Origin of the sequence: Winkia neuii subsp. neuii DSM 8576 (assembly GCF_000420405.1) — a bacterium.
GTDB lineage: Bacteria > Actinomycetota > Actinomycetes > Actinomycetales > Actinomycetaceae > Winkia > Winkia neuii.
In genome coordinates, this window is the sequence record NZ_ATUW01000004.1 from 72,518 (window position 1) to 91,661 (window position 19,144).

Annotated in this window: 17 protein-coding genes; 5 read left to right on the top strand and 12 right to left on the bottom strand. The window is 54.6% G+C overall.

What is annotated here, in order from left to right:
* The first annotated feature begins 81 nt into the window (after nucleotides 1-81).
* Genes cydD through G437_RS0104945 form a run of 3 tightly spaced genes read left to right on the top strand, consistent with a single transcriptional unit; the run spans nucleotide 82 to nucleotide 5,268 of the window.
* The gene (cydD, locus tag G437_RS0104935; RefSeq protein WP_024331471.1) at nucleotides 82-1,857 is read left to right on the top strand and encodes a thiol reductant ABC exporter subunit CydD; all 1,776 of its coding nucleotides are present in this window, start codon (nucleotides 82-84) and stop codon (nucleotides 1,855-1,857) included.
* Complete coding sequence (gene cydC / locus G437_RS0104940) at nucleotides 1,854-3,614, top strand: thiol reductant ABC exporter subunit CydC (RefSeq protein WP_024331472.1); 1,761 nt, start codon at nucleotides 1,854-1,856, stop codon at nucleotides 3,612-3,614. The genes cydD and cydC overlap by 4 nt, the downstream gene beginning before the upstream one ends.
* Entirely contained in the window at nucleotides 3,604-5,268 is a 1,665-nt protein-coding gene (locus tag G437_RS0104945) for a GAF domain-containing sensor histidine kinase (protein WP_024331473.1), read from the top strand. The genes cydC and G437_RS0104945 overlap by 11 nt, the downstream gene beginning before the upstream one ends.
* A 42-nt stretch (nucleotides 5,269-5,310) precedes the next feature.
* Here the strand turns inward: G437_RS0104945 and G437_RS0104950 are convergent, their stop codons facing one another.
* The 9 genes from G437_RS0104950 to G437_RS0104990 are packed head-to-tail and all read right to left on the bottom strand — an operon-like array spanning nucleotide 5,311 to nucleotide 13,476.
* On the bottom strand, nucleotides 5,311-5,928 hold the full coding sequence (locus G437_RS0104950) for a response regulator (RefSeq protein ID WP_034490297.1): 618 nt from the start codon (nucleotides 5,926-5,928) through the stop codon (nucleotides 5,311-5,313).
* Between the two features lie 37 nt (nucleotides 5,929-5,965).
* Nucleotides 5,966-6,868, bottom strand: coding sequence for a bifunctional DNA-formamidopyrimidine glycosylase/DNA-(apurinic or apyrimidinic site) lyase (gene mutM, locus G437_RS0104955; RefSeq protein WP_024331475.1), 903 nt, complete (start codon nucleotides 6,866-6,868; stop codon nucleotides 5,966-5,968).
* Nucleotides 6,852-7,619 carry a ribonuclease III gene (rnc, locus tag G437_RS0104960; protein WP_024331476.1) on the bottom strand — a complete coding sequence of 256 codons (768 nt, stop codon included), beginning with the start codon at nucleotides 7,617-7,619 and terminating at the stop codon, nucleotides 6,852-6,854. The genes mutM and rnc overlap by 17 nt, the downstream gene beginning before the upstream one ends.
* On the bottom strand, nucleotides 7,612-8,169 hold the full coding sequence (locus G437_RS0104965) for a YceD family protein (protein WP_024331477.1): 558 nt from the start codon (nucleotides 8,167-8,169) through the stop codon (nucleotides 7,612-7,614). The genes rnc and G437_RS0104965 overlap by 8 nt, the downstream gene beginning before the upstream one ends.
* Complete coding sequence (locus tag G437_RS0104970; RefSeq protein ID WP_024331478.1) at nucleotides 8,170-8,892, bottom strand: hypothetical protein; 723 nt, start codon at nucleotides 8,890-8,892, stop codon at nucleotides 8,170-8,172.
* A complete protein-coding gene (gene coaD / locus G437_RS0104975; RefSeq protein ID WP_024331479.1) occupies nucleotides 8,889-9,365 on the bottom strand; it encodes a pantetheine-phosphate adenylyltransferase in 477 nt (158 codons plus the stop codon). The genes G437_RS0104970 and coaD overlap by 4 nt, the downstream gene beginning before the upstream one ends.
* 9 nt (nucleotides 9,366-9,374) lie before the next feature.
* Nucleotides 9,375-9,953, bottom strand: a complete 579-nt coding sequence (rsmD, locus tag G437_RS0104980; protein ID WP_024331480.1) for a 16S rRNA (guanine(966)-N(2))-methyltransferase RsmD — start codon at nucleotides 9,951-9,953, stop codon at nucleotides 9,375-9,377.
* The gene (locus G437_RS0104985; protein ID WP_024331481.1) at nucleotides 9,953-12,073 is read right to left on the bottom strand and encodes an ATP-dependent DNA helicase RecG; all 2,121 of its coding nucleotides are present in this window, start codon (nucleotides 12,071-12,073) and stop codon (nucleotides 9,953-9,955) included. Before G437_RS0104985 ends, rsmD begins: the two co-directional genes overlap by 1 nt.
* The gene (locus G437_RS0104990; protein WP_141739502.1) at nucleotides 12,070-13,476 is read right to left on the bottom strand and encodes a hypothetical protein; all 1,407 of its coding nucleotides are present in this window, start codon (nucleotides 13,474-13,476) and stop codon (nucleotides 12,070-12,072) included. The genes G437_RS0104985 and G437_RS0104990 overlap by 4 nt, the downstream gene beginning before the upstream one ends.
* A gap of 216 nt (nucleotides 13,477-13,692) precedes the next feature.
* Between G437_RS0104990 and rpmB the strand changes: the two genes are divergently transcribed.
* Entirely contained in the window at nucleotides 13,693-13,878 is a 186-nt protein-coding gene (gene rpmB, locus G437_RS0104995) for a 50S ribosomal protein L28 (RefSeq protein WP_004804943.1), read from the top strand.
* Between the two features lie 89 nt (nucleotides 13,879-13,967).
* Nucleotides 13,968-14,969, top strand: coding sequence for an adenosine deaminase (gene add / locus G437_RS0105000; protein ID WP_024331483.1), 1,002 nt, complete (start codon nucleotides 13,968-13,970; stop codon nucleotides 14,967-14,969).
* Here the strand turns inward: add and G437_RS0105005 are convergent.
* The 3 genes from G437_RS0105005 to G437_RS0105015 form a co-directional block, all read right to left on the bottom strand.
* Entirely contained in the window at nucleotides 14,966-15,319 is a 354-nt protein-coding gene (locus G437_RS0105005) for a DoxX family protein (protein WP_024331484.1), read from the bottom strand. The two genes, add and G437_RS0105005, sit on opposite strands and share 4 nt — an antisense overlap.
* Nucleotides 15,320-15,387: 68 nt before the next feature.
* Complete coding sequence (gene phoA, locus G437_RS0105010; RefSeq protein WP_024331485.1) at nucleotides 15,388-18,618, bottom strand: alkaline phosphatase; 3,231 nt, start codon at nucleotides 18,616-18,618, stop codon at nucleotides 15,388-15,390.
* A gap of 139 nt (nucleotides 18,619-18,757) precedes the next feature.
* The gene (locus tag G437_RS0105015) at nucleotides 18,758-19,135 is read right to left on the bottom strand and encodes an iron chaperone (RefSeq protein ID WP_029769305.1); all 378 of its coding nucleotides are present in this window, start codon (nucleotides 19,133-19,135) and stop codon (nucleotides 18,758-18,760) included.
* Between the last annotated feature and the right edge of the window lie 9 nt (nucleotides 19,136-19,144).

Here is a 19,144-nt window from a genome sequence, read left to right on the forward strand (position 1 = left end):
CAGGCTGGAGGGGTCACATTAGTGGCCCCTCCAGCCTCGTCATATGGTCAATCTGCAAATAAGTATGAAAGCCTAAGGCCTGTGAAACCATTCGATCCGCGTCTTCTAAAATACGCAAAATCTGCCCGTAACTATATTGCTCTAGTTGCGGTACTAGGGTTCATAACCGCGATCTTGGTAATCGCTCAGGACGTTCTAATTGCCTGGACCATTAGTCCGGTCATTACCGAGGGGAAAAAGCTGAGCGACGTAAAACACCTAGTTTGGGTGCTCCTAGGCGTAGCGCTTGCACGCGCGCTTGTTATGTTCGTCCGCGAATCCCAGTCCCACAAAGCAGCCACTAAAACTATCGTGGAACTGCGCCATAGTGTGCTTCGCAAAGCGATGCAACTAGGCCCTCGCTGGCAAGCCCGCAAGGGGGCAGACACCGTCACATTGCTAACACGCGCACTAGACGACCTCGGCCCCTACTTCGTAAACTACCTCCCGCAGCTCATACTCACCTGCACCGTTACCCCAGCAGCCTTAGCGGTGATGCTCTGGCTCGATTGGCTCTCGGCAATTGTAGCCGTAATAACTATTCCGTTGATTCCTATCTTCATGATTTTGATTGGCAGACTCACTCAGGAGGCCTCCAACCGCCGTCTGGCCTCGATGCAGCAATTAGGCCGCCAACTGTTAGATCTAATATCGGGGCTGACCACCCTCAAAGCGCTCGGGCGCGAACGGGGCCCCATTCGTGAAGTGCGCAAATTGGGTGACAACTACGCGCGCACCACTATGCGCACCCTTTCAGTTGCGTTCCTCTCTGGAGGCGTATTGGAGTTCATCGCTACACTTTCTGTAGCTCTGGTGGCGGTGGAAACTGGCTTCCGATTGGTGTACGGAAATATTGGCCTAGCTCCCGCTTTAGCAGTAATAATGCTCGCCCCCGAGGTCTACCTGCCCCTACGCGAGGTAGGCAAACAATTCCATGCTTCCTCAAATGGTCTAGCTGCAGCTGAATCTGCATTTGCGATCTTAGAAACTCCACAGCTCGAGGCCGGCACCATCCCCGCCCCGGATCTAGCTCGCACTGACATCAAAGTTGAGGCATTGTCCGTTGCAGCACGCGGTATGTGGGCTCCTCACGAGCTAAGTTTCACCATGTCTCCGGGTTCTATGACCGCCCTCGTCGGTGCTTCCGGCGCAGGAAAAACAACTACTGTCATGGCTCTTTTGGGTTTGCAACGATTTGAGAGAGGAGCGATCCTACTTCATGGCGATACGAATGTAGCACTGACCGACGTGAATATGGACTCTTGGCGACAACAAATTACCTGGGTCCCCCAATCCCCTGTACTGCTACCCGGATCAATAATCCAGAACATCTGTGACGAGCCTGCCAAACAGGCGACGCTCTGCCCAGACGGGGTCGCCACCGGACCACTCGCAGAGGCTGCCAGGGCAACTGGATTCGACGTGGTGGTGCGCTCTTGTAAAGACGGCTGGCGCACCCAAATTGGCCAAGGCGGTGTCGGCCTGTCCGTGGGTCAACGGCAACGGCTCGCCCTCACCAGGGCACTGCTAGGAAAAGAACAGTTGGTCATACTGGACGAACCGACAGCCCATTTGGATGCACAGCTCGAAGCACAGGTAGCCCGCGCAGTAGTCAAGCTGCGTGAGCAAGGCAAAACGATCCTCCTCATCGCCCACCGCGCCCCCTTGCAAAAAGTAGCCGACCAACTCGTGCGCGTTACTTCTGCGCCCATGAGCGAAGAAGATAAAGAGCTTTTGACAAGCAATGTCTCTGGAGCTGGAGCAGTGCCCCTAGAAGAATATGGTTTTCTAGACGAGAGAGCAGTGGAGCAAAAATGATTTTCTTGAAACCAGACGAATTCCGCGCTCTGCGCAAAACTCTGCGTCTTTTAAATATCAACAAGAAATGGTTCGCACTATCGGTGCTATTCGGTTCTCTGGGGCTTGGCGCAGCGGTTTCCCTCGGGGCAACCTCTGCTTGGCTTATCGCCCGAGCCTCCCAAATGCCCCCCGTACTTACACTGTCGGTCGCTGCCACAGGGGTGCGCATGTTCGGGATCTCTAGGGCAGTACTAAGGTACCTAGAGCGTCTTAGCTCACACTGGGTAGCCCTTTCCGGGATGGGGTCCCTACGCGCAGGAGTCTACGAATCGCTAGCCTCCTCCTCCACATCCAAGGTGGCCAGCATTAGACGCGGTGACCTGTTAGCACGCACTGGTGCAGATGTAGACGCCGTAGGGGATTTTGTAGTGAAATCCCTTCTGCCAGCAACGGTAGCAGTCGTGGTTGGAGTATTTACCTGCTTGGGAATTGCATTGCTAGATCCGAAATGTGCCCTGGTGCTGGCACTGTGCTTAGTTCTTTCCGGACTTATATCCCCCTTGCTCAGCGCCAAAGCCACCAGGAACGCTGAACTTGCCAACCAACGCGCTCGCACCGAGATGTCTAGTTCCGCAATGACCATGCTCGACGGCGCATCTGAATTAGCGGTGCTCGGACGTACCGAAGCGATGGACGCCCATTTTGTACGCACCGACCAGCAGCTAACGCAGGCAAAAGACAAGGCAGCCTATCCAAACGGCTGGGCAGGCGCAATGAACGATATAGCCACTTCCCTTTCAGTAATCGGAGCCATTGTCTTTGGCATCTGGGCGATGCACGCAGGAACGCTCTCTCCGGTCGGGCTCGCAGTAGTGGTGCTAACCCCCCTGTCCGCCTTTGAAGGTACCGCATTGCTAGGGCCGGCAGCCGTCCAGCTCGTAGCCTCTGCAGGAGCAGCAAAAAGGATTGAAGGACTGCTGGAAAACCCTGAGCACTACAAAAAATATTCTTCTTTCACCCCCGCCGGCTCCCGGCTGGAAGCAAAAGACTTAGCAATTGGTTGGCCCGGCGGTCCGGTAATTGCCGAAGGCATAAACCTGACAATCACGCCCTCTTCCCGCCTAGCAATTGTAGGGCCCTCGGGAATAGGCAAATCCACCCTGCTGTTCACACTTGCCGGCATGCTAGAACCCAAGGCTGGCAGTGTGCTAATTGACGGAAAACCCATCAGTTTGCTGTCTAGACCAGCAGCCACCAAAGCGGTCACAGTAACGGCCGAAGACGCCCACATCTTCGAAACCACCGTTTTAGAAAACATTCGCGTCGCCCGCGGCGACATTTCGAAAGAGCAGGCTCACGCCCTTCTTTCGCAGGCAGGTCTTGGACAGTGGGCGGATTCCTTACCAGAAGGATTAGACACCGTAATTGGTTCTGGAGGAACTACCATCTCTGGCGGTGAACGCAGGCGCATACTCATTGCCCGTGCGCTTGCCTCCGCGGCTCCCCTTATGTTGTTAGATGAGCCCGGCGAACACATAGACCCAAAAACTGCCGACAAAATTCTCTCCGACATCCTTTCCCCCAAAACTGACAAAGGTGTACTTGTCGTGACCCACCGCCTGTCTGCTCTTGGCGCCGCCGACGAGGTGCTTATGATGGCTCCAGATGGGGATAAAGCCAAAGTCGTCGCCCGCGGCAGCCACGGCACACTGATGCGTACAAACGATTCCTACGCGTGGGCAGCACGACAGGAGGAATATGTATATGGAGACTGACCGACTGCACAAGGACATGTCGCTACTGACGGCCTTCTTAGAATTAGCTGGCCGCCTAGCAGTTCCCGGAGTGCTACAGGATTTTGTCAACAAGGCCTGCCAGCTAGTGGATGCTTCCTGCGGGTCAATGACTATGCTCGACAACCGGGGGGAACTCTCCAGAATCTACCACTCCGGGATCGACGGGCTCGACATTCCCTCCCAACAATCCCTACTCTCTAAGGCCGAAAAGCAGATCGGACTAGCACACGGTCACGGAGTAATCCTGGGTCCAGACAACGAGCTGTTCAATTCCATCTGGCCGCAGGCACAGTCACTGATGTGCGTGCCCGTTTCTATGCACGAACAGATTATTGGCAGGCTCTACCTAATTAGTGACGACCGCGACTTTTCCGACGACGACCTCAAGGTTATATTGGGACTGGCTGCAGTAGCCGCCGTGGCAGTGGAAAATGCGCGCCTATACCAAGACGCGCGAAAACGCGAAAAATGGGTGAAAGTATCCCAATCACTTACCACGATGCTCCTAGAAGGCACTGACGAAGAAGAAGCACTGGAAGCCATCGCCCGCCGAGTGCGGGAGGTTGCCGAGGCCGACACAGCCCTGCTTATCCTTCCTTCGGTAGGCGACGTATACGCGTGCGAAATTGCTGACGGAGACGGAGCCCAAGGGCTAATTGGCCTGCGCTTCCCCGAAGATGGCAGGGCCATGTCCGTACTGCACGAAGGCGCCGGCCTAGTAGTAGATTCAATGCGCAGAGCGCAAACAATGCGCGTACCCGAACTGTCAAAATGGGGCCCGGCGCTGTACGCCCCACTGCTAGCTCGCGGAACTGCAACCGGGGTCCTCCTCCTCTTGCGCAGGCCCGGCCACCCCGAGTTTACCCAGGGCGAACTGGAGCTTGCCGAATCCGTCTCAGCGCAGGCAGCTCTAGCCTTGGAATTGGCCTCAGCCCGGCACAGCGAGGACATAGCCACACTGCTCGATGAACGTTCACGGATAGGCCGCGATCTACACGACCTAGCCATTCAGCAGTTATTTGCCACAGGCATGCAAATAGATGGAGCTAAACACGCCATTGCTACCGGCAAGCGTGACGACAAAGAGGCAATTGACATCCTCGAAAAAGCTCTCGCCTCCGTAGACGATTCAGTAAAACAAATTCGGGCCATCGTGCACAACCTACGCGAGCCAGATGCCGGTGTAGTACTCGTAGAACGACTGCGGCGAGAGGCATCCCTCGCACGCACCCTGCTGGGCTTTGCGCCCTCGCTAATAATTGTTGCCGACAATACTGAACTAACCGGCGACGACATTGACGAAGAAGAACTAATCCAGATGATCGACGATCAGGTCGGCTCCGACATAGCCGACGACGTAGTAGCTGTGGTCCGCGAAGGGCTTTCTAATGCCGCCCGCCACGCCCACGCCTCCTCGGTAATGGTTCGCGTTGACGTCTCGAGCAGAATCCAACAAGGGCGCGTGCGCATCGAGGTAACCGACGACGGAGCCGGGCTGGACCGGTCAAATACCCGGCGCTCCGGACTAGATAACCTAGCGGCCCGTGCGCGCCGACACGGCGGCAATTTTTCAATTGGAGCGCGCCCCACCCACAGGGGAACGCTAATGGAATGGCAGGTGCCACTCAAATAGAAATGGGTGGGCAAATAGCCCACCCATTTAGATGCTCAGAGACTAATTATTCCGCCATGCCTGCGCGCGTTGGCCGGCAACCCAGGCGGCAACTTGCGTGCGCCGCTGCAAACCCATCTTTGCCAACAGCGAAGTAATATGGTTCTTCACCGTTTTCTCGGCAACGCCAAGCTTCTCGCCAATTTCACGATTAGACAGACCATCGCCGATGAGCTCCAAAACCTTCCGCTCAGACGAGGTCAAGTTCGCGGTTGGATCCCCGGAATCGGCACGCCGGCGCGTTACGGTGCGCTCATCTAGCAAGACGCGCCCCGATGCCACAGCCCTAATCACATCAGTTATCTCGGCCCCCCTGACAGTTTTCAGAATATAGGCCCGTGCTCCAGCCTCTAAAGATTCTGCCAGCGCATCATCGTCGTCAAAAGAAGTTAAAACTATAGGGTGCGTATCCGGACAAAGTTCCTTCAGCCTGTTCATAACATCGATCCCAGTACCGTCAGGCAGCTGCAAATCAACCAAAATAATATCCGGACGTACCAAATCAGCACGTCGAACCGCATCCTCGACAGATCCAGCTTCAGCAACTACCTCAAGACCATCGGCGCGGTCGACAATTTCAGCAATACCACGGCGCACGATCTCGTGGTCGTCGACTATCATAACGCGAATATTCTTGTGCTCTTCCATACCCACTATCCTAACCTGTGTGCGCCGCCAGCGATCCGCGCGGCGCCTTTTGACATCTTACGCAAACTGTACTCGAACGGCCGGCCACAACAATTTTTTTCAACGCCTGGCCACACCGCAAACACGGCTGGCCCGCCCTTCCATAAGCTGCCAGAGACCTAGCGAAATATCCAGCTTCGCCACTCGTATTGACGTATAGAGAATCGAATGAGGTTCCGCCCTCGGCAAGAGCACGCACCATTACCTCGCGAGCACTCTGGTAAACAGCTCTGATCTTCGGCTTAGTAAGCTCGCTGCCCCTGCGGAGTGGGTGCACCCCAGATAGCCAGAGGGACTCGTCAGCATAAATGTTGCCAACCCCCGAAGCCACCGTTTGATCAAGTAAAATGGCCTTTATCGCCCTATTAGAATGTTTCGCCAACCAGCTAACGCGTTCCAAATCCAAATTCGGATCTAAAACGTCCCGCCCCACGTGGGCAAGCGAAACCGGCAACCGTTCATCACTATCGCCCCTCCCAGCAGGAACACCCTTTAGCCCCGCAGCAAATTCCTCGACGCGCATATACCCGAATGTACGCTGATCCACGAACTGCAAGACCTTATTTTGCCCGATTAAAACGGCCCTCTCGTGCTTGTTGTATACGCGGCCCCCCAAGTGGACCAGCATCTGCCCAGACATTCCCAGGTGAACCACAAGTGCCCGATCGTTGTCTAAAACGCCCCAAAGATACTTCCCTCGCACAGCCCACCCCAGAACCGTGCGCCCCCGCAAAGCCTGCTCGAGAGCGTGTGGACCGCCAACCATATGCCGGCTAGTACGTGGATGGGAGATCTTAGCGTCGACAATCAAAAACTGACTAGCATTCTTCGCCAGCCCCCGGCGAACTACCTCCACCTCAGGCAGTTCGGGCATTGATTTCCTTCCGCACCGCTTCCACATCTACGTCAAAGCCCAATGGAGTCTGGATTTGGTAACGACGTTGCAATTCCTGAACGGCTGCGCGAGCAGCTTCGTGCTGCGCCAATTTCTTAGAGCTAGCAGTACCCTCAGCAACCGCTTTTCCGCCGATAAGGGCCGTGGCCGTAAAAACCCGAGCATGATCCGGGCCGGTGAAAGTAGACTCATACTGCGGAGATTCCAGCTTGAGAGCCGCAGTTAGTTCCTGCAGAGTAGTTTTCCAATCCATGCCGATGCCACGTTGGACTACCTGGTCGAGTAGATCTGCCAAGAGGTTTTCGACTACTTTGCGAGTCTTTTCGAGCTTATGAGTGAGATAGGTAGCCCCGATCAAAGCCTCGACCGTATCAGAAAGAATCGAGTCTTTGTCGCGTCCCCCAGAGGCCGACTCCCCCTTGCCCAGCAAAATGTACGGCCCCAGATCGATTTTGCGGGCCACGGCTGCAAGCGCTGGCTGCGAAACCGTAGCGGCACGCATCTTAGCCAGGTGCCCCTCAGGATGGGAAGGGTAATCCCTGTACAATTTTTCGGTTACCACAATTGAAAGGACAGAATCCCCTAGAAATTCTAGGCGCTCATTAGTTGGAAGACCCCCTTCTTCGTTTGCGAAAGAACGGTGTGTCAGCGCCAAGACCAGAAGATCTGGATCAATGCCAATTCCCCATGCCTCAAGCAATTTGCGAACGTCAGCGGTACCGTTATTCACTTTCTAGTTTATCCTTCAATTCGGCTAGGCCGGCCCACCGGGGGTCAACAATTACGTGTTCATGATCTGGGTTATCCGCGAGCCGGATGCCACACTCCGGGCACAGACCCGGACAGTCCGGCCGGCATAGCGGGGCGAAAGGCAAATCGGCCACGATGGAATCGCGCAGCGTGTCGGCCAACGAAACCTCGTCTGATCCTACTGTAGGAAGTGAGGATGCCTCAGAATCGCCCTCGGCTACCATCCTTTCAATGTGGTCTTCATAAAAGAACATCTGATCGGTGCTAATAGGCACCTGGAGGGTGAGCGGATCCAAACACCTGGAGCACTCCCCCTGCACCTGCGTGTGGCCATCGAGATGCGCCAACACACCATCCTCCAAAGAAGTAAGCCGCAGATGCACCGGCAACTTAGTAGAGTCTACTTTTAATACTTCGGTTCCCAGGTCCCTAGGAAGCGTAACCTCAAGGTCAAGTTCTATGGTGGAACCAACCTGGGCGGGCAGCTCACGCAGCGAAACGTTCAACCCCTCGTTAAAATCTGTGCTCATCTACCGTCCTTTTCGAGACAGGGACTGACGCCCCCCGCGGGTTTGCCGCATAATCTGCTGGAGCAATCCTTCAAACTCTTCAAGCTTAGAATCCACATAGCGATCTGCATCGCCAGCCAGCTTGCCGGCTTTGCTTTGCGCTTCTGCAACCAGGTTCTGCGCCTTCTGCTGCGCCTTGGCAACGACCTCCTCTTGAGAAACAAGTTCGTCTGCCTTAGCCCTCGCCCTCGCAATCAAATCCTCGGCCCTAGCACGAGCGTTAGCCGCTAACTTTTCAGCCTCATCGTGCGCCTCCTGCAGTATTTGCTGAGAGCGAGATTCAGCCTCGGAAACGCTTTGTTGAGCCGACTTGTCCGCCTTGGCACGGGTGGTGGACGCATATTTGTCGGCCTCACTCCTAGCCTGCTCTGCCTTTGCATTCGCATCGGCTATGGTGGCAGCAGCCTCGGCGTCTGCCTGGTCTAGGACCTTGGAGGCATCTTGCACAATGCCGTCGGCCTGGACCAGATCGTAGGGCAGAGCTTCGCGCGCGTTGTGTAAAAGCTCGAGTGCTTCGGCCTGGTTTACCAATACCGACGCCGACATCGGCAACGACCTTCCCGAGGCGATCAATTCGCTGAGTCGGTCCAAAACCGCAATCACGTCCGAAGGAGCGTACTGTTCTTCGACCCCTTCCAAAGTATCTACCTGATCCGTTTTGGGATCATTTTCCTCGTTGCTCATTTGCCCTCCAGCTGTTTCATCTTCCTATATACATTTTCAGGCACTAAAGACGAAAAATCGCCACCGAAACTCGCAATTTCCTTTACGGCGGAAGAAGAGACGCAAGTATAGCGCGCCTCAGACGGCAACAGCAGAGTTTCAACTTTACCAATCTGTTTATTCAAACGCGCTTGAGTCACCTCATTTTCGACGTCTACCATACCGCGAACCCCTTTGATCAGCACCTGCGCCCCCAACTCGGAAGCCGTATCGGCAATAAGCCCCTCGGCGCTGATCACCGAGACATTTTGCACATGGGAAACGGCCTCGGCAAACAGCTCCACCCTCTCGACGGTAGTAAATAAGCTCTTCTTTGCAGTGTTGTGCGCAACAGCTACGTAAAGATGCGAAAACAGAGGGGCAGCTCGTTCTACCAGGTTAATGTGCCCTAACGTGGGCGGATCAAAGGAACCCGGGTATACAGCGCAAGTCATGGCACTACTTTAGCCCTCCGCCTTCTCGCTTTCGACCTGCGGAGGGGTGTCTGCATAGTAGACGGTGGTATCCCCATAATTTTTTGCACTAATTAAATCGAGCCCGCACGGCAAAGGCGGAGCGTCATCGCGTTTGTCTCGTTCAATTACCACTACTGCCGCCCCGGATAGCTTGGGAACAAGTGTCTTCAGCAAAGTAGCAATTTCCTCGTTGGAAACCTCGTAGGGAGGATCTAAAAATACTAGATCCCAGACTTCTGCAGCGGATTCTACATAGCTTAAGGCCGAGGTAGGTCTAGCTTTAGCTACTGCACGGAAGTCGGTAGCCCGAATATTCTGCCTTATCAGGTCACAGGCTCGTTGGGATTTGTCTACTAAAACAGCTCGGGCACTACCTCTTGAAAGTGCCTCTAACCCGAGTGCCCCCGTGCCCGCATACAAATCAAGCACATTCGCGTCCGCGAGCGCGTCGTAGTGTTCCAGCTTAGAAAATATTGCTTCGCGTACCCGTTCCGAAGTGGGGCGGGTGCCGCGGGCGGGTACTGCTAGCTTTCTTCCTTTAGCGCTGCCAGCTATTATGCGGGTCATTAGTTTTTCTCCAGGAATGTCATGTCTTCTAGCTGGGCCTTTATGGTCTGAGCTAGGGCTGGATGCTGTCTGAGTTCCGGATCAGATTGTAGTATCTCTGCGGCATCTTTGCGGGCTTTAGTTATGACCTCGGTGTCTTTTAGCACGTCGAGAAACTTCAGCGAGGACGTCCGCCCAGATTGGGCTGCGCCTAAGACGTTTCCCGACGAACGCAGATTCAGATCTAGTTCTGAAAGTTTGAACCCGTCGGTTGTGGAAGCAAAGGCGGCCAACCTTTGGCCGGCAAGCGAGTTTGGTTCGGCCTTGGTGACTGCCATACACAGTGCTGGTTTTCGCCCTCGTCCGACTCGTCCGCGCAGTTGGTGCAATTGTGAGAGGCCAAAGCGGTCTGCGTCCAGGAGCACCATCATAGTTGCTTCGGGCACGTCTACTCCCACTTCTACTACTGTGGTGGAGACCAGCAGTGGGGCTTGTCCGCTGACGAATGCTTCCATTACTGCATCTTTTTCGGCTGAGGGCATTTTTCCGTGCAGGCTGGCAATTGTTACGTTGGCGAGAGCAGGGTTGGCCTGGAGGTTTTGCGCCGTACTGGTTACAGAGGCCAGCTGGTCCTCACTTTCGATGGCCGGGCACACGACAAATACTCTGCCGCCACTTGCTATCTCTTCGCTTGCGCGCTGCCAGAGCCGTTCCATCCAGGCGGAATTTTGGGCGGGAACCACGTAGGTGGAGACAGGCTTTCGCCCTTTGGGCAGCTCTTTTATAGTGGTCACATCCAGGTCCCCGAATACGGTCATAGCTAGGGTACGAGGTATTGGGGTGGCGGTAGTAACGAGCATATGGGGTCTAGTTAGAGCGCTGGCGCGGATGTTGTCGCGTTGGACCACCCCGAAGCGGTGCTGCTCATCGATTACTGCCAGGCCAAGGAAGGGAAGCTGCACGCCCTCGGACAAGAGGGCATGGGTACCTACCACTATTGCTGGCTCCCCGGAAGCGAGCCGCCCTAGCACCTCGCGTTTACGAGCAGTCTTCATGGATCCGGTTAGCAGATGTATAGGTACCCCTCCCCCCGCGGGGCCTACCAGTTCGTCCTCTCCAAGCTCCCCCAGTATCTTCCGCAGGGATGCATAGTGTTGCTCTGCCAGAATCTCGGTTGGGGCTAGCAATGCTGCCTGAAAGTCATTTTCAACCGCGTTGGCCATAGCTAAAAGCGCCACTATGGTTTTGCCCGAGCCCACATCGCCTTGCACCAGACGAGACATGGGCCTTGGCGCGCCCATATCCTCATCAATTTGCTCGAGGGCGGAGATCTGGCCGCCGGTGAGGACGAACGGCAGGGAGGATTCGAGTCTTTCGCGAAGCCCACCAGGCTTGGGAGTACAGTCTGGGGCCTTGCCCCGGCGCGACTTTGCTCGCATCTGCAACAGGGCGCTTTGAGTTAGCAGAGCTTCTTGGTAGCGCATCTGTTCACGAGCTCGGCGTACCTCCTCGTCACTAGCGGGAAGGTGAAGTTTCTTTATAGCCTCAAATCTAGAATATGCAGGGCCTAATTCGGGCGGTATAAGATCTGGGAACGAATCGGGATCTACAGTTCCGAGCACCATTTTTACGGCTTCAATGACCTGTTCGTTCCTTAGCTTGGCCGTAGTGTGGTAGATCGGAATCGGAGTGTTCTGGTCGAAAGCGGCAAGCTGTTCGTCGTCGTCAAGTATGTAACTTGGGTAGGTAAGCTGCAATTGGCCCCGGTAGGAAGTAACTTTCCCTGAGAAAAAGCCGGTCGCGCCCTCCTGCAATCGCCGTTGATGGCCGCTAAGGGCGCGCACATGTCGAGCAAAGAAAGTCAAACCGATACTAGAGGTGCCATCTGTGACCTGCACGTTCAAAATCGCGCGCCGGCCAGTGCGGGCTTGCCTGGCCAACGCTGAGGTGACCCTGCCGTAGACAGTTACCTCACTGCCCTCTTCCAGGCGGGCCATCGGTTGCAGGCGGCCCTTATGCTGGTAGCGGAAGGGAAAATGTTCTAGTAGTTCACCCGCTGTAGTAATGCCTAGCTTCACAAACTTCTTTACCAGCGCCGTAGCAAATATGCGATTCAGAGCGGTGTCAGCTGTAACACTCATAGGGCTTCCCCTATAAGTGAGATACCTGCCTGCCCCCCGTAAATGATCTGCAGTGGCGCCCCAAGTAAAGCCTCGTAATTCGCGATCTCAATAGGACCATCCTTACTGGCAGCCAAAAGGCGCAGCGGCCGTGAGCTATCTATTTCTACCTCGCCAAGCTCGTCTGTGGAATACGAGGGCGGCAAAGCGCGCACCGCATCACGAATCACCGCAACCAAATCGCTCATAGAACGCGCCCGCCAAGGTCCCCCTAATTCCATAAAAGAGAGCACATCCAGATCGTTCCTTAGAGGTGCCACCTGTACGCGCTCATCTAGTTTCGCCCTCTGAGCGGCAAACTCGCGCGCCCTAGCCGATCCACATAGATAGGTAAGCGCGTCCGCTCCACGTGCGAACGCACTCTTTTCTGCTCTGATCAGAGCATGGGAAGAGGCGACGTTTAGTACTACAGTGGCCCCAGCACTAGCGATCTGTTGAGCGATCCCAGGAGCTTCAAGGCAGGCCACAAAAGCCATGCGTAACTGTTTGTCGCACCCGGGGCGCAGAGCAATGACATTAGAACCAGGCTGATCAGAGTGAGGCTTTTGCAAATGCCTAATAGTTACGTCCAGGCTCTGCACGTCGAAAGGTACCAGAGCAGAGGAATGCCAGACTGCCGAACGCATCACAGACTCACCGAGACGCACCTGGGGGCTACTCCAGGCCGCCTGACCACCAAACCCATCTATTCTTTGTCTGGTTTTGTACAAAGCTGCGGGGCTGACATCCGACCAGCTGACACTGATTTCAAACAAATCTACCGAATCAGAAAGCGACGACTTAGCAAAACGATGCGCCACCGGGTCTGCCGGAAGCGTATCTGCACGAATGTCATCGCTATATATTTGCGCTAGCCCCTGAGTAAGACAGGCAGCCACCAGTTCCCCCGCACCGGAGAATCCCTCGCCTGGATAGAGCAAGGTCAGCGCCAGGATAAAAACTACCTGATCTATACTCAAGTAATCGTCGCGCCCTTCTAAAGCTTCAACAATCTGGCCGACCCAGGCGGGCGAATCCGTATTTGCAAGGGATTGGTTAATCCCCTCAAAGAACCGCAGCAGAAAATCAGCAAAATCCACAGGTCGCAGCTCGCGGGGTAAATTGACAGAAGCGTTTTGCAGCCCAGACGCAATAGCCACTCCTAAACGCCCCTCTGCTAGGCTCGCGCAGGCATCAGCGAATTCTGCCCCCCACCATGAAACATCTGCTTCCTGGGGCAGCTCCGCAACCGCCTCAAAACCAGCCTGCAGTGTTGCCAGCGCCTGCGCGAACCCGACAACACTACGAACTGGTTCTCTTTGCCCCTGTTTAGAAAGACAATCCACCCCACTGCTCCACAGCCGGCGCAATGCAGGTCCATCCACGCGAGTTTGCCCACTTATCTCCAACACCCTTTAAGTATGGCAAAGCTTTCTCGCCCAGGCAGGCACACAGATCGAAGTAGCACAACCGACGTGAAACAGACGACAAAAAGCACAAGAGGTTTGGCTAGAGATCTAAAATCAGTTACTCTAGACAAGTTGCTAAGGCCTTTAGCGAAACATTTTCCACTGTCGGCCATAATTTTGTAAGGAGAAACCGTGGCTGCTACCTGCGAAATCTGCGGCAAGGGACCCGGCTTCGGGAAGTCCGTCTCGCACTCTCACGTGCGCACCAACCGCCGTTGGAACCCTAACATTCAGCGCGTGCGCGCCGTTGTGAACGGCACCCCGAAACGCATCAACGTTTGCACTAAGTGCATCAAGTCTGATCGCGTTCCGCGCTAAGACACTTTAACGATTATTTTTGGGCCGCGTCTGTGCGCGGCCCAAAAGTGTTTTAACCTAGTTTCATTACCGCCTACCAAAGGACAGCAATGAAACTTTCCAATTTTGTTTCCGGCCTTCCCAAAGTCGAATTACATGTGCACGTCGAGGGAACCCTAGAGCCCGAGCTAAAATTTGCTCTCGCTAAAAGAAACGGCATAACACTTGCAGAGCCCACCCCCGCCCAGGTGCGCCAATCCTACAACTTCACCGATCTGACCTCGTTCTTACAGGCTTACTACGACGGTATGAACGTGCTGTTGACCGAAGCTGATTTTTACGATCTAGCACTCAGCTATCTACAAAAAGCAGCGGGTCAGAACGTGCGCTACGTCGAAATGTTTTTCGACCCGCAGGCCCACACCTCCCGCGGGGTTAGCTTTCACACTGTAATCAGGGGTATACATCGGGCCCAGGTGGATGCCGAAGCTAAATGGGGAATTGTCTCGACACTGATTATGTGTTTCTTGCGGGACTTCCAAGTCGAATACGCCATGGCTACCCTGCTAGAGTCCCTCCCCTACGCTCAGTGGATCTTGGGAGTTGGTCTAGATTCAGACGAAAACAACCATCCCCCAGCCGACTTCTCTACAGTCTTTGCCCGGGCGAGGCAGGAGGGATACTTACTTACTGCGCACTGCGACGTGGACATGCCCAATTCCATCGAACACATAAACCAGGTAGTAAATCAGATAGGCGCGTACAGGATCGACCACGGCACCAACGTTGTAGAAGATCCCGCCCTGGTGCGGCAATTGGCAGATTCCAACATAGGGCTCACTTCGTGCCCGATCTCGAACTCTTGGATTTCGCAAACCGCAAAAGTTGAGGAAATAATCCAACTGACAAGCAGCGGGGTCAAAGTCTCGATCAATTCCGACGACCCAGCCTACTTCGGCGGCTACATTGCAGAAAACTACCAACTGCTAGAAGACAGCGGACTCGACCATTCCTTTTTAGCTGACAGGTCCCGCGACGCGGTGGCGATGTCGTGGGCAAGCCCCACCCTAAAGCGGCAAATCCTAGATGAAATAGACGAATACTGCGCCTAATCGCCCCGGTAGGCTTCCAATGCAGCCTTTATCATTGGAATCTGCAGTGGCAGACGACCTATGGTTATTAGTTGTTTTTGCCACGGCTCGTGTCGCCAATCCCAGGCCATTTGGAAATTGGCGGGCCACACCCCGGCAAGGAGCCCCGCAGAGGCAAGACCAGCGGCCTTGGAAGTCTTAGCATTCAGCAAACCTGCCGCACAAACCAGCTCGGCAACTCCGGAGGCATAGGTCCAAAACCGTTTACTTCCAGGAATGAAATTGGGAATAATTTTGTCGAATTCTTCAGGCTTCACGAAGTGCATTATCCCCACGGGAATAAATACCAGGGGCAGATGTGATGATTTCATGTAGATAAGTTTATACCCATATGAATAAGAGCGGTGGGGAGACCCCACCGCTCTTACTCTTTCACTTACTAACGCGTGCGCCGGTAGCGAATAACACCAGCTCCCGCTCCAACAGCTGAACCTGCAATCAGCACAATAGCCAAAGCCGGAACACCTGTCCTAGCCAAGGAGGAAGAAGTCGATGTGGACTTCTTTTTCACGCCGGAAGCAGAAGGCTTAGTTGATTTATTCCCACTGCCCTTTGACGGATCAGCTGGCTGGGTGGTTTTTCCAGTAGAGGGAGTATCCGGATCGGAAGGCTTGGTTCCCGGATCGGAAGGCTCATCAGACGGCTCAGACGGATTTGCATCCTTAATTTCTGGCAGCGCATTCATTACCGTGTAGAACAAGTCGGTCTGGTCGGTACGACCAACTACGTTCTGAGCGCCAGGACCAGAAGCAGCAATACGCAGCTGAGCCCCAGTATGGCCTTGCCCGCCAAGCGCATCCTCGCCATTGTTGGCAGCATTGGCATAGTTGATAACCAACGGTGCCCCGTCAGCCGTCAGTAGCTTGGTAGTGAGACCAGCAGTGCGGGTTCCATCACCCGTAATCTGGCTGGTGTGAGCATGATCGGCAGTGGCTACAATCAAAGTGGGTTCCCCAGAATCTGCCACCCACTTTTGGGCGGCAGAAATCGCCTGATCCAAATCATCTAGCTCGCCAATCTGACCACAAGCATCAGCGTCGTGATCGGCCTTGTCGATAGAAGCACCCTCTACCTGGAGGAAGAAGCCCTTGTCGTTGCGCAGCAGATCCATTGCCTTGGTTGTCATAGCTGCCAGTGAGGGCACCTTGTCAGTACGCTCAGGATTAACCTTGCAATAGGCAGCTTCCCGCTCGGCACCGTCGCGGGTAGGAGTCGAACGCTCAAAATGCCTAGGCATGTTGCCCTCGGCAAAGAGTCCCAGAACAGGGGTATCTTGATCAGCCTTTTTCACCGAATCTAGACCAGCCGCGTCGGTTACGACGTTAAACCCATTGGCCTTGGCATTTTCTAGAACAGTTCGGCCCTTGACCCAGCTGGTGTCTCCACCAAATTTTCCGGACACTTGCACGTTCTGCTCGAATGCCTTAGCGCCGCCACCGAGGGTGACGTCAGCTCGTACATCTACTAGCTGTTCTGCAATGGAACCCAGACCGCCATTCTCGCGGAACTGTTTCTTAAACTCTTCGCCCTGGCAAGCCTTCTTGTTCTTGGCCATTTCCGGACCGTAGCATTTGCGGTTCAACGAGTGTGTAGCTGCCCCCGCCGGAGTAGCATCTTCAATCTCGGAGGTGGTTACGTTACCGGTCTTCATCCCGCGGGCCTTAGCATGTTCCATGATATTAGGAACTGGCTTGCCAAACAGATTCACGCCAATAGCTCCGTTATACGTTTTGGTACCGGTGTTCCAACCGGTAGAGGAGGCAGCCGAGTCGGTCACGTAGTTGGGTTTACCCGTTTCTGGATTGAGAGAGAAGTGGGTGTAGGAACCGGTGTACTGCAGATTATCTAGCCCCGGAAGCCGCCCATTTGCACCGTACAAATAATCGCGGGCCGAGGTAATCTCGCTGTCGCCCATACCATCGCCAATGAAGACAATGACGTTCTTAGCTTTCTGGTTTGAACGACCCGGGCCTTTAGCTCCGTACTGGGAGCATTCGCCTGGACCGGGAGCAACTACCTTGCCGTCCGAGTCAACCTTGTAACAGGTGCTAGATACATCCTGAGCAGAAGTAGGATGCTTTACCACATCGTTCGCAGCACCCTCGCCGTCTCCGAGGCCAAGCGCATTCTTCATGGTGAAGAATGTGTCAGTTTGGTCGGTTTGCCCAATGACATTTTCTTCAGAAGGTCCGTAGGCAGCAATGCGCAATTGTGCCCCAGTATGCTGCATGGAGGAAGCAGTAGTGGGCTTAGTACCGTAAGATATCGCCATATTGGAGCCCTCTACCGTGCGCAGCCTAGTAGCGTAAGAAACCGTATCCTTGCCGTCTGCTACTACCTGGCTAGTGTGGGAGTGGTCAGCAGTCACAATTACCAGCGTGTTGCCGTCTGCCTTAGCAAAATCCAACGCTACCTTAGTGGCTTCGTCAAGCCTGCCGGTCTCGCCGATTTGCCCGCAGGCATCGGAGGCATGATCCTGCTTGTCTATCGAAGCGGACTCTACCTGCAGGAAAAAGCCCTTTTCGGCCTCGGGCTTATCTAGCAGCTCGATAGCCTTCTTCGTCATGTCCTTGAGCTCCGGCTCGGTGCCGATGTCGTGCTTCTTGCAGGTCTGCGGTTCGAGCGTGGCTCCTCCCTTTACCGCAAGTGAGGGCGCAAAAGTGGTCTCCATATTGCCCGGGGAGAACAGGCCTAGAACCGGCTTAGACTGATCTGCTGAGGTAATCTTCTCTAAGTCGGAGGCGGTCTCAGCGATTTGGAAGCCGTTATCTTTCGCATTGTCAAGGACGGACTTGCCGGCCTTCCATTTGGTATCGAATTTTGCCTTCCCCTTCAAGAAGGGGTTGGTGTTTCCGGAGTCCTTTCCAACCAGAGCTTTGAAGAACATCCGTCCACCGCCCAAAGTAACGTCGGCTCGGGTGTCTACCAACTGCTCGGAAATGGAACCAAGACCACCGTTCTCGCGCAAGTCACCACCCTTGGCAGCCTTTACGCCAGAAGGTGCATAGTAAGACCGATCGGTGGCGTGGGCGCCCATCACCGCAGGAGTAGCATCTTGGATTTCGGCGGTGGACACGTTACCAGTTCGCATCCCGGCGTTTTTGGCGATCTCAAGCATGTTCTGCTGAGGGTTACCCTTGACATCGACTCCGATCGCCCCGTTGTAGCTCTTAGTGCCAGTTGACCAAGCGGTGCCGGAGGCAGCCGAATCGGTTACATAGTTAAAAGTGCCATCTTTATTTATGGAATGGTGAGTGTAAAGGCCCGAGGACGTGAGCCCGTCAAGGCCCTCAAAACGTCCACCAGCACCCTTCAAATAGTTGCGCGCGGCCGTGATTTCTTGTTGCCCCATGCCATCGCCAATGAGCAAAATGACGTTTCGAGCGTTGGCGTTACTCCGCTGCTGGCCCTGTGCCCCAAATTGGGCGCAATCGCCCGGGCCAGGAGCAACAACATTGCCATTGCCGTCGATAGCGACACATGAATCGGGGCCATCATAGCCTCGAATCGTTGGAGAATCAGCTGCGAAAGTAGCGGCGCTCGCAACCGGCGCTGCCAGGAGCGCAAGTGTGCCAATACCTCCGATCAGCTTCGTTTTCTTTTTCAACATATCCTTTTCCTGTCTAGCAATGCGAAGACACATGGGGATAACTCCCCTCTGCAGTATCGAAGCAGGAAGAAGCTAAGAAAAAAGAAAGCAAAGTTTACTGAAAGGTAAACTACACTGGTCACCAGCTAAAGACGGGGCGCTACTTCCAGAACTTGTCCCAGCCGCGCTTGTCCTCGATCTGCCTAGACAGTATCCGCTTGAGCAAAGCATAGTCGACCGGTTGGTCGTAACGGATCCGGAATAGTTTCTTGCCATGGGTGTAACCAGATGCGTCAATAGCCGGCAAAAACTCCTTGAAAATGTTGCCCTCGACAGCTACAGACATATGTTTAGTGGCCGAATAAAGCCCAAAGATAAAGGTTCCCTCGAACGTGAACATGGGTTTGTTCCACTTAACTACCGGTTCTAACTCGGGAAATTCGGTAGCCACCCACTCGAGCAGCGACCGATACTTATCGCGAGGCTCGCCAGCGGGAACTGCCTCAACAAAATCTTCGAATAGCGCAATTTCAGACATAGCTAAATG

Bases quoted from the DNA above. Each gene is read 5' to 3' on its own strand.
- cydC (WP_024331472.1), top strand. From the start codon at position 1,854: ATGATTTTCTTGAAACCAGACGAATTCCGCGCTCTGCGCAAAACTCTG.
- G437_RS0104945 (WP_024331473.1), top strand. From the start codon at position 3,604: ATGGAGACTGACCGACTGCACAAGGACATGTCGCTACTGACGGCCTTC.
- G437_RS0104950 (WP_034490297.1), bottom strand. From the start codon at position 5,928: ATGATAGTCGACGACCACGAGATCGTGCGCCGTGGTATTGCTGAAATT.
- mutM (WP_024331475.1), bottom strand. From the start codon at position 6,868: ATGCCCGAACTGCCTGAGGTGGAGGTAGTTCGCCGGGGGCTGGCGAAG.
- G437_RS0104965 (WP_024331477.1), bottom strand. From the start codon at position 8,169: ATGAGCACAGATTTTAACGAGGGGTTGAACGTTTCGCTGCGTGAGCTG.
- G437_RS0104970 (WP_024331478.1), bottom strand. From the start codon at position 8,892: ATGAGCAACGAGGAAAATGATCCCAAAACGGATCAGGTAGATACTTTG.
- coaD (WP_024331479.1), bottom strand. From the start codon at position 9,365: ATGACTTGCGCTGTATACCCGGGTTCCTTTGATCCGCCCACGTTAGGG.
- rsmD (WP_024331480.1), bottom strand. From the start codon at position 9,953: ATGACCCGCATAATAGCTGGCAGCGCTAAAGGAAGAAAGCTAGCAGTA.
- G437_RS0104985 (WP_024331481.1), bottom strand. From the start codon at position 12,073: ATGAGTGTTACAGCTGACACCGCTCTGAATCGCATATTTGCTACGGCG.
- add (WP_024331483.1), top strand. From the start codon at position 13,968: ATGAAACTTTCCAATTTTGTTTCCGGCCTTCCCAAAGTCGAATTACAT.
- G437_RS0105005 (WP_024331484.1), bottom strand. From the start codon at position 15,319: ATGAAATCATCACATCTGCCCCTGGTATTTATTCCCGTGGGGATAATG.
- phoA (WP_024331485.1), bottom strand. From the start codon at position 18,618: ATGTTGAAAAAGAAAACGAAGCTGATCGGAGGTATTGGCACACTTGCG.
- G437_RS0105015 (WP_029769305.1), bottom strand. From the start codon at position 19,135: ATGTCTGAAATTGCGCTATTCGAAGATTTTGTTGAGGCAGTTCCCGCT.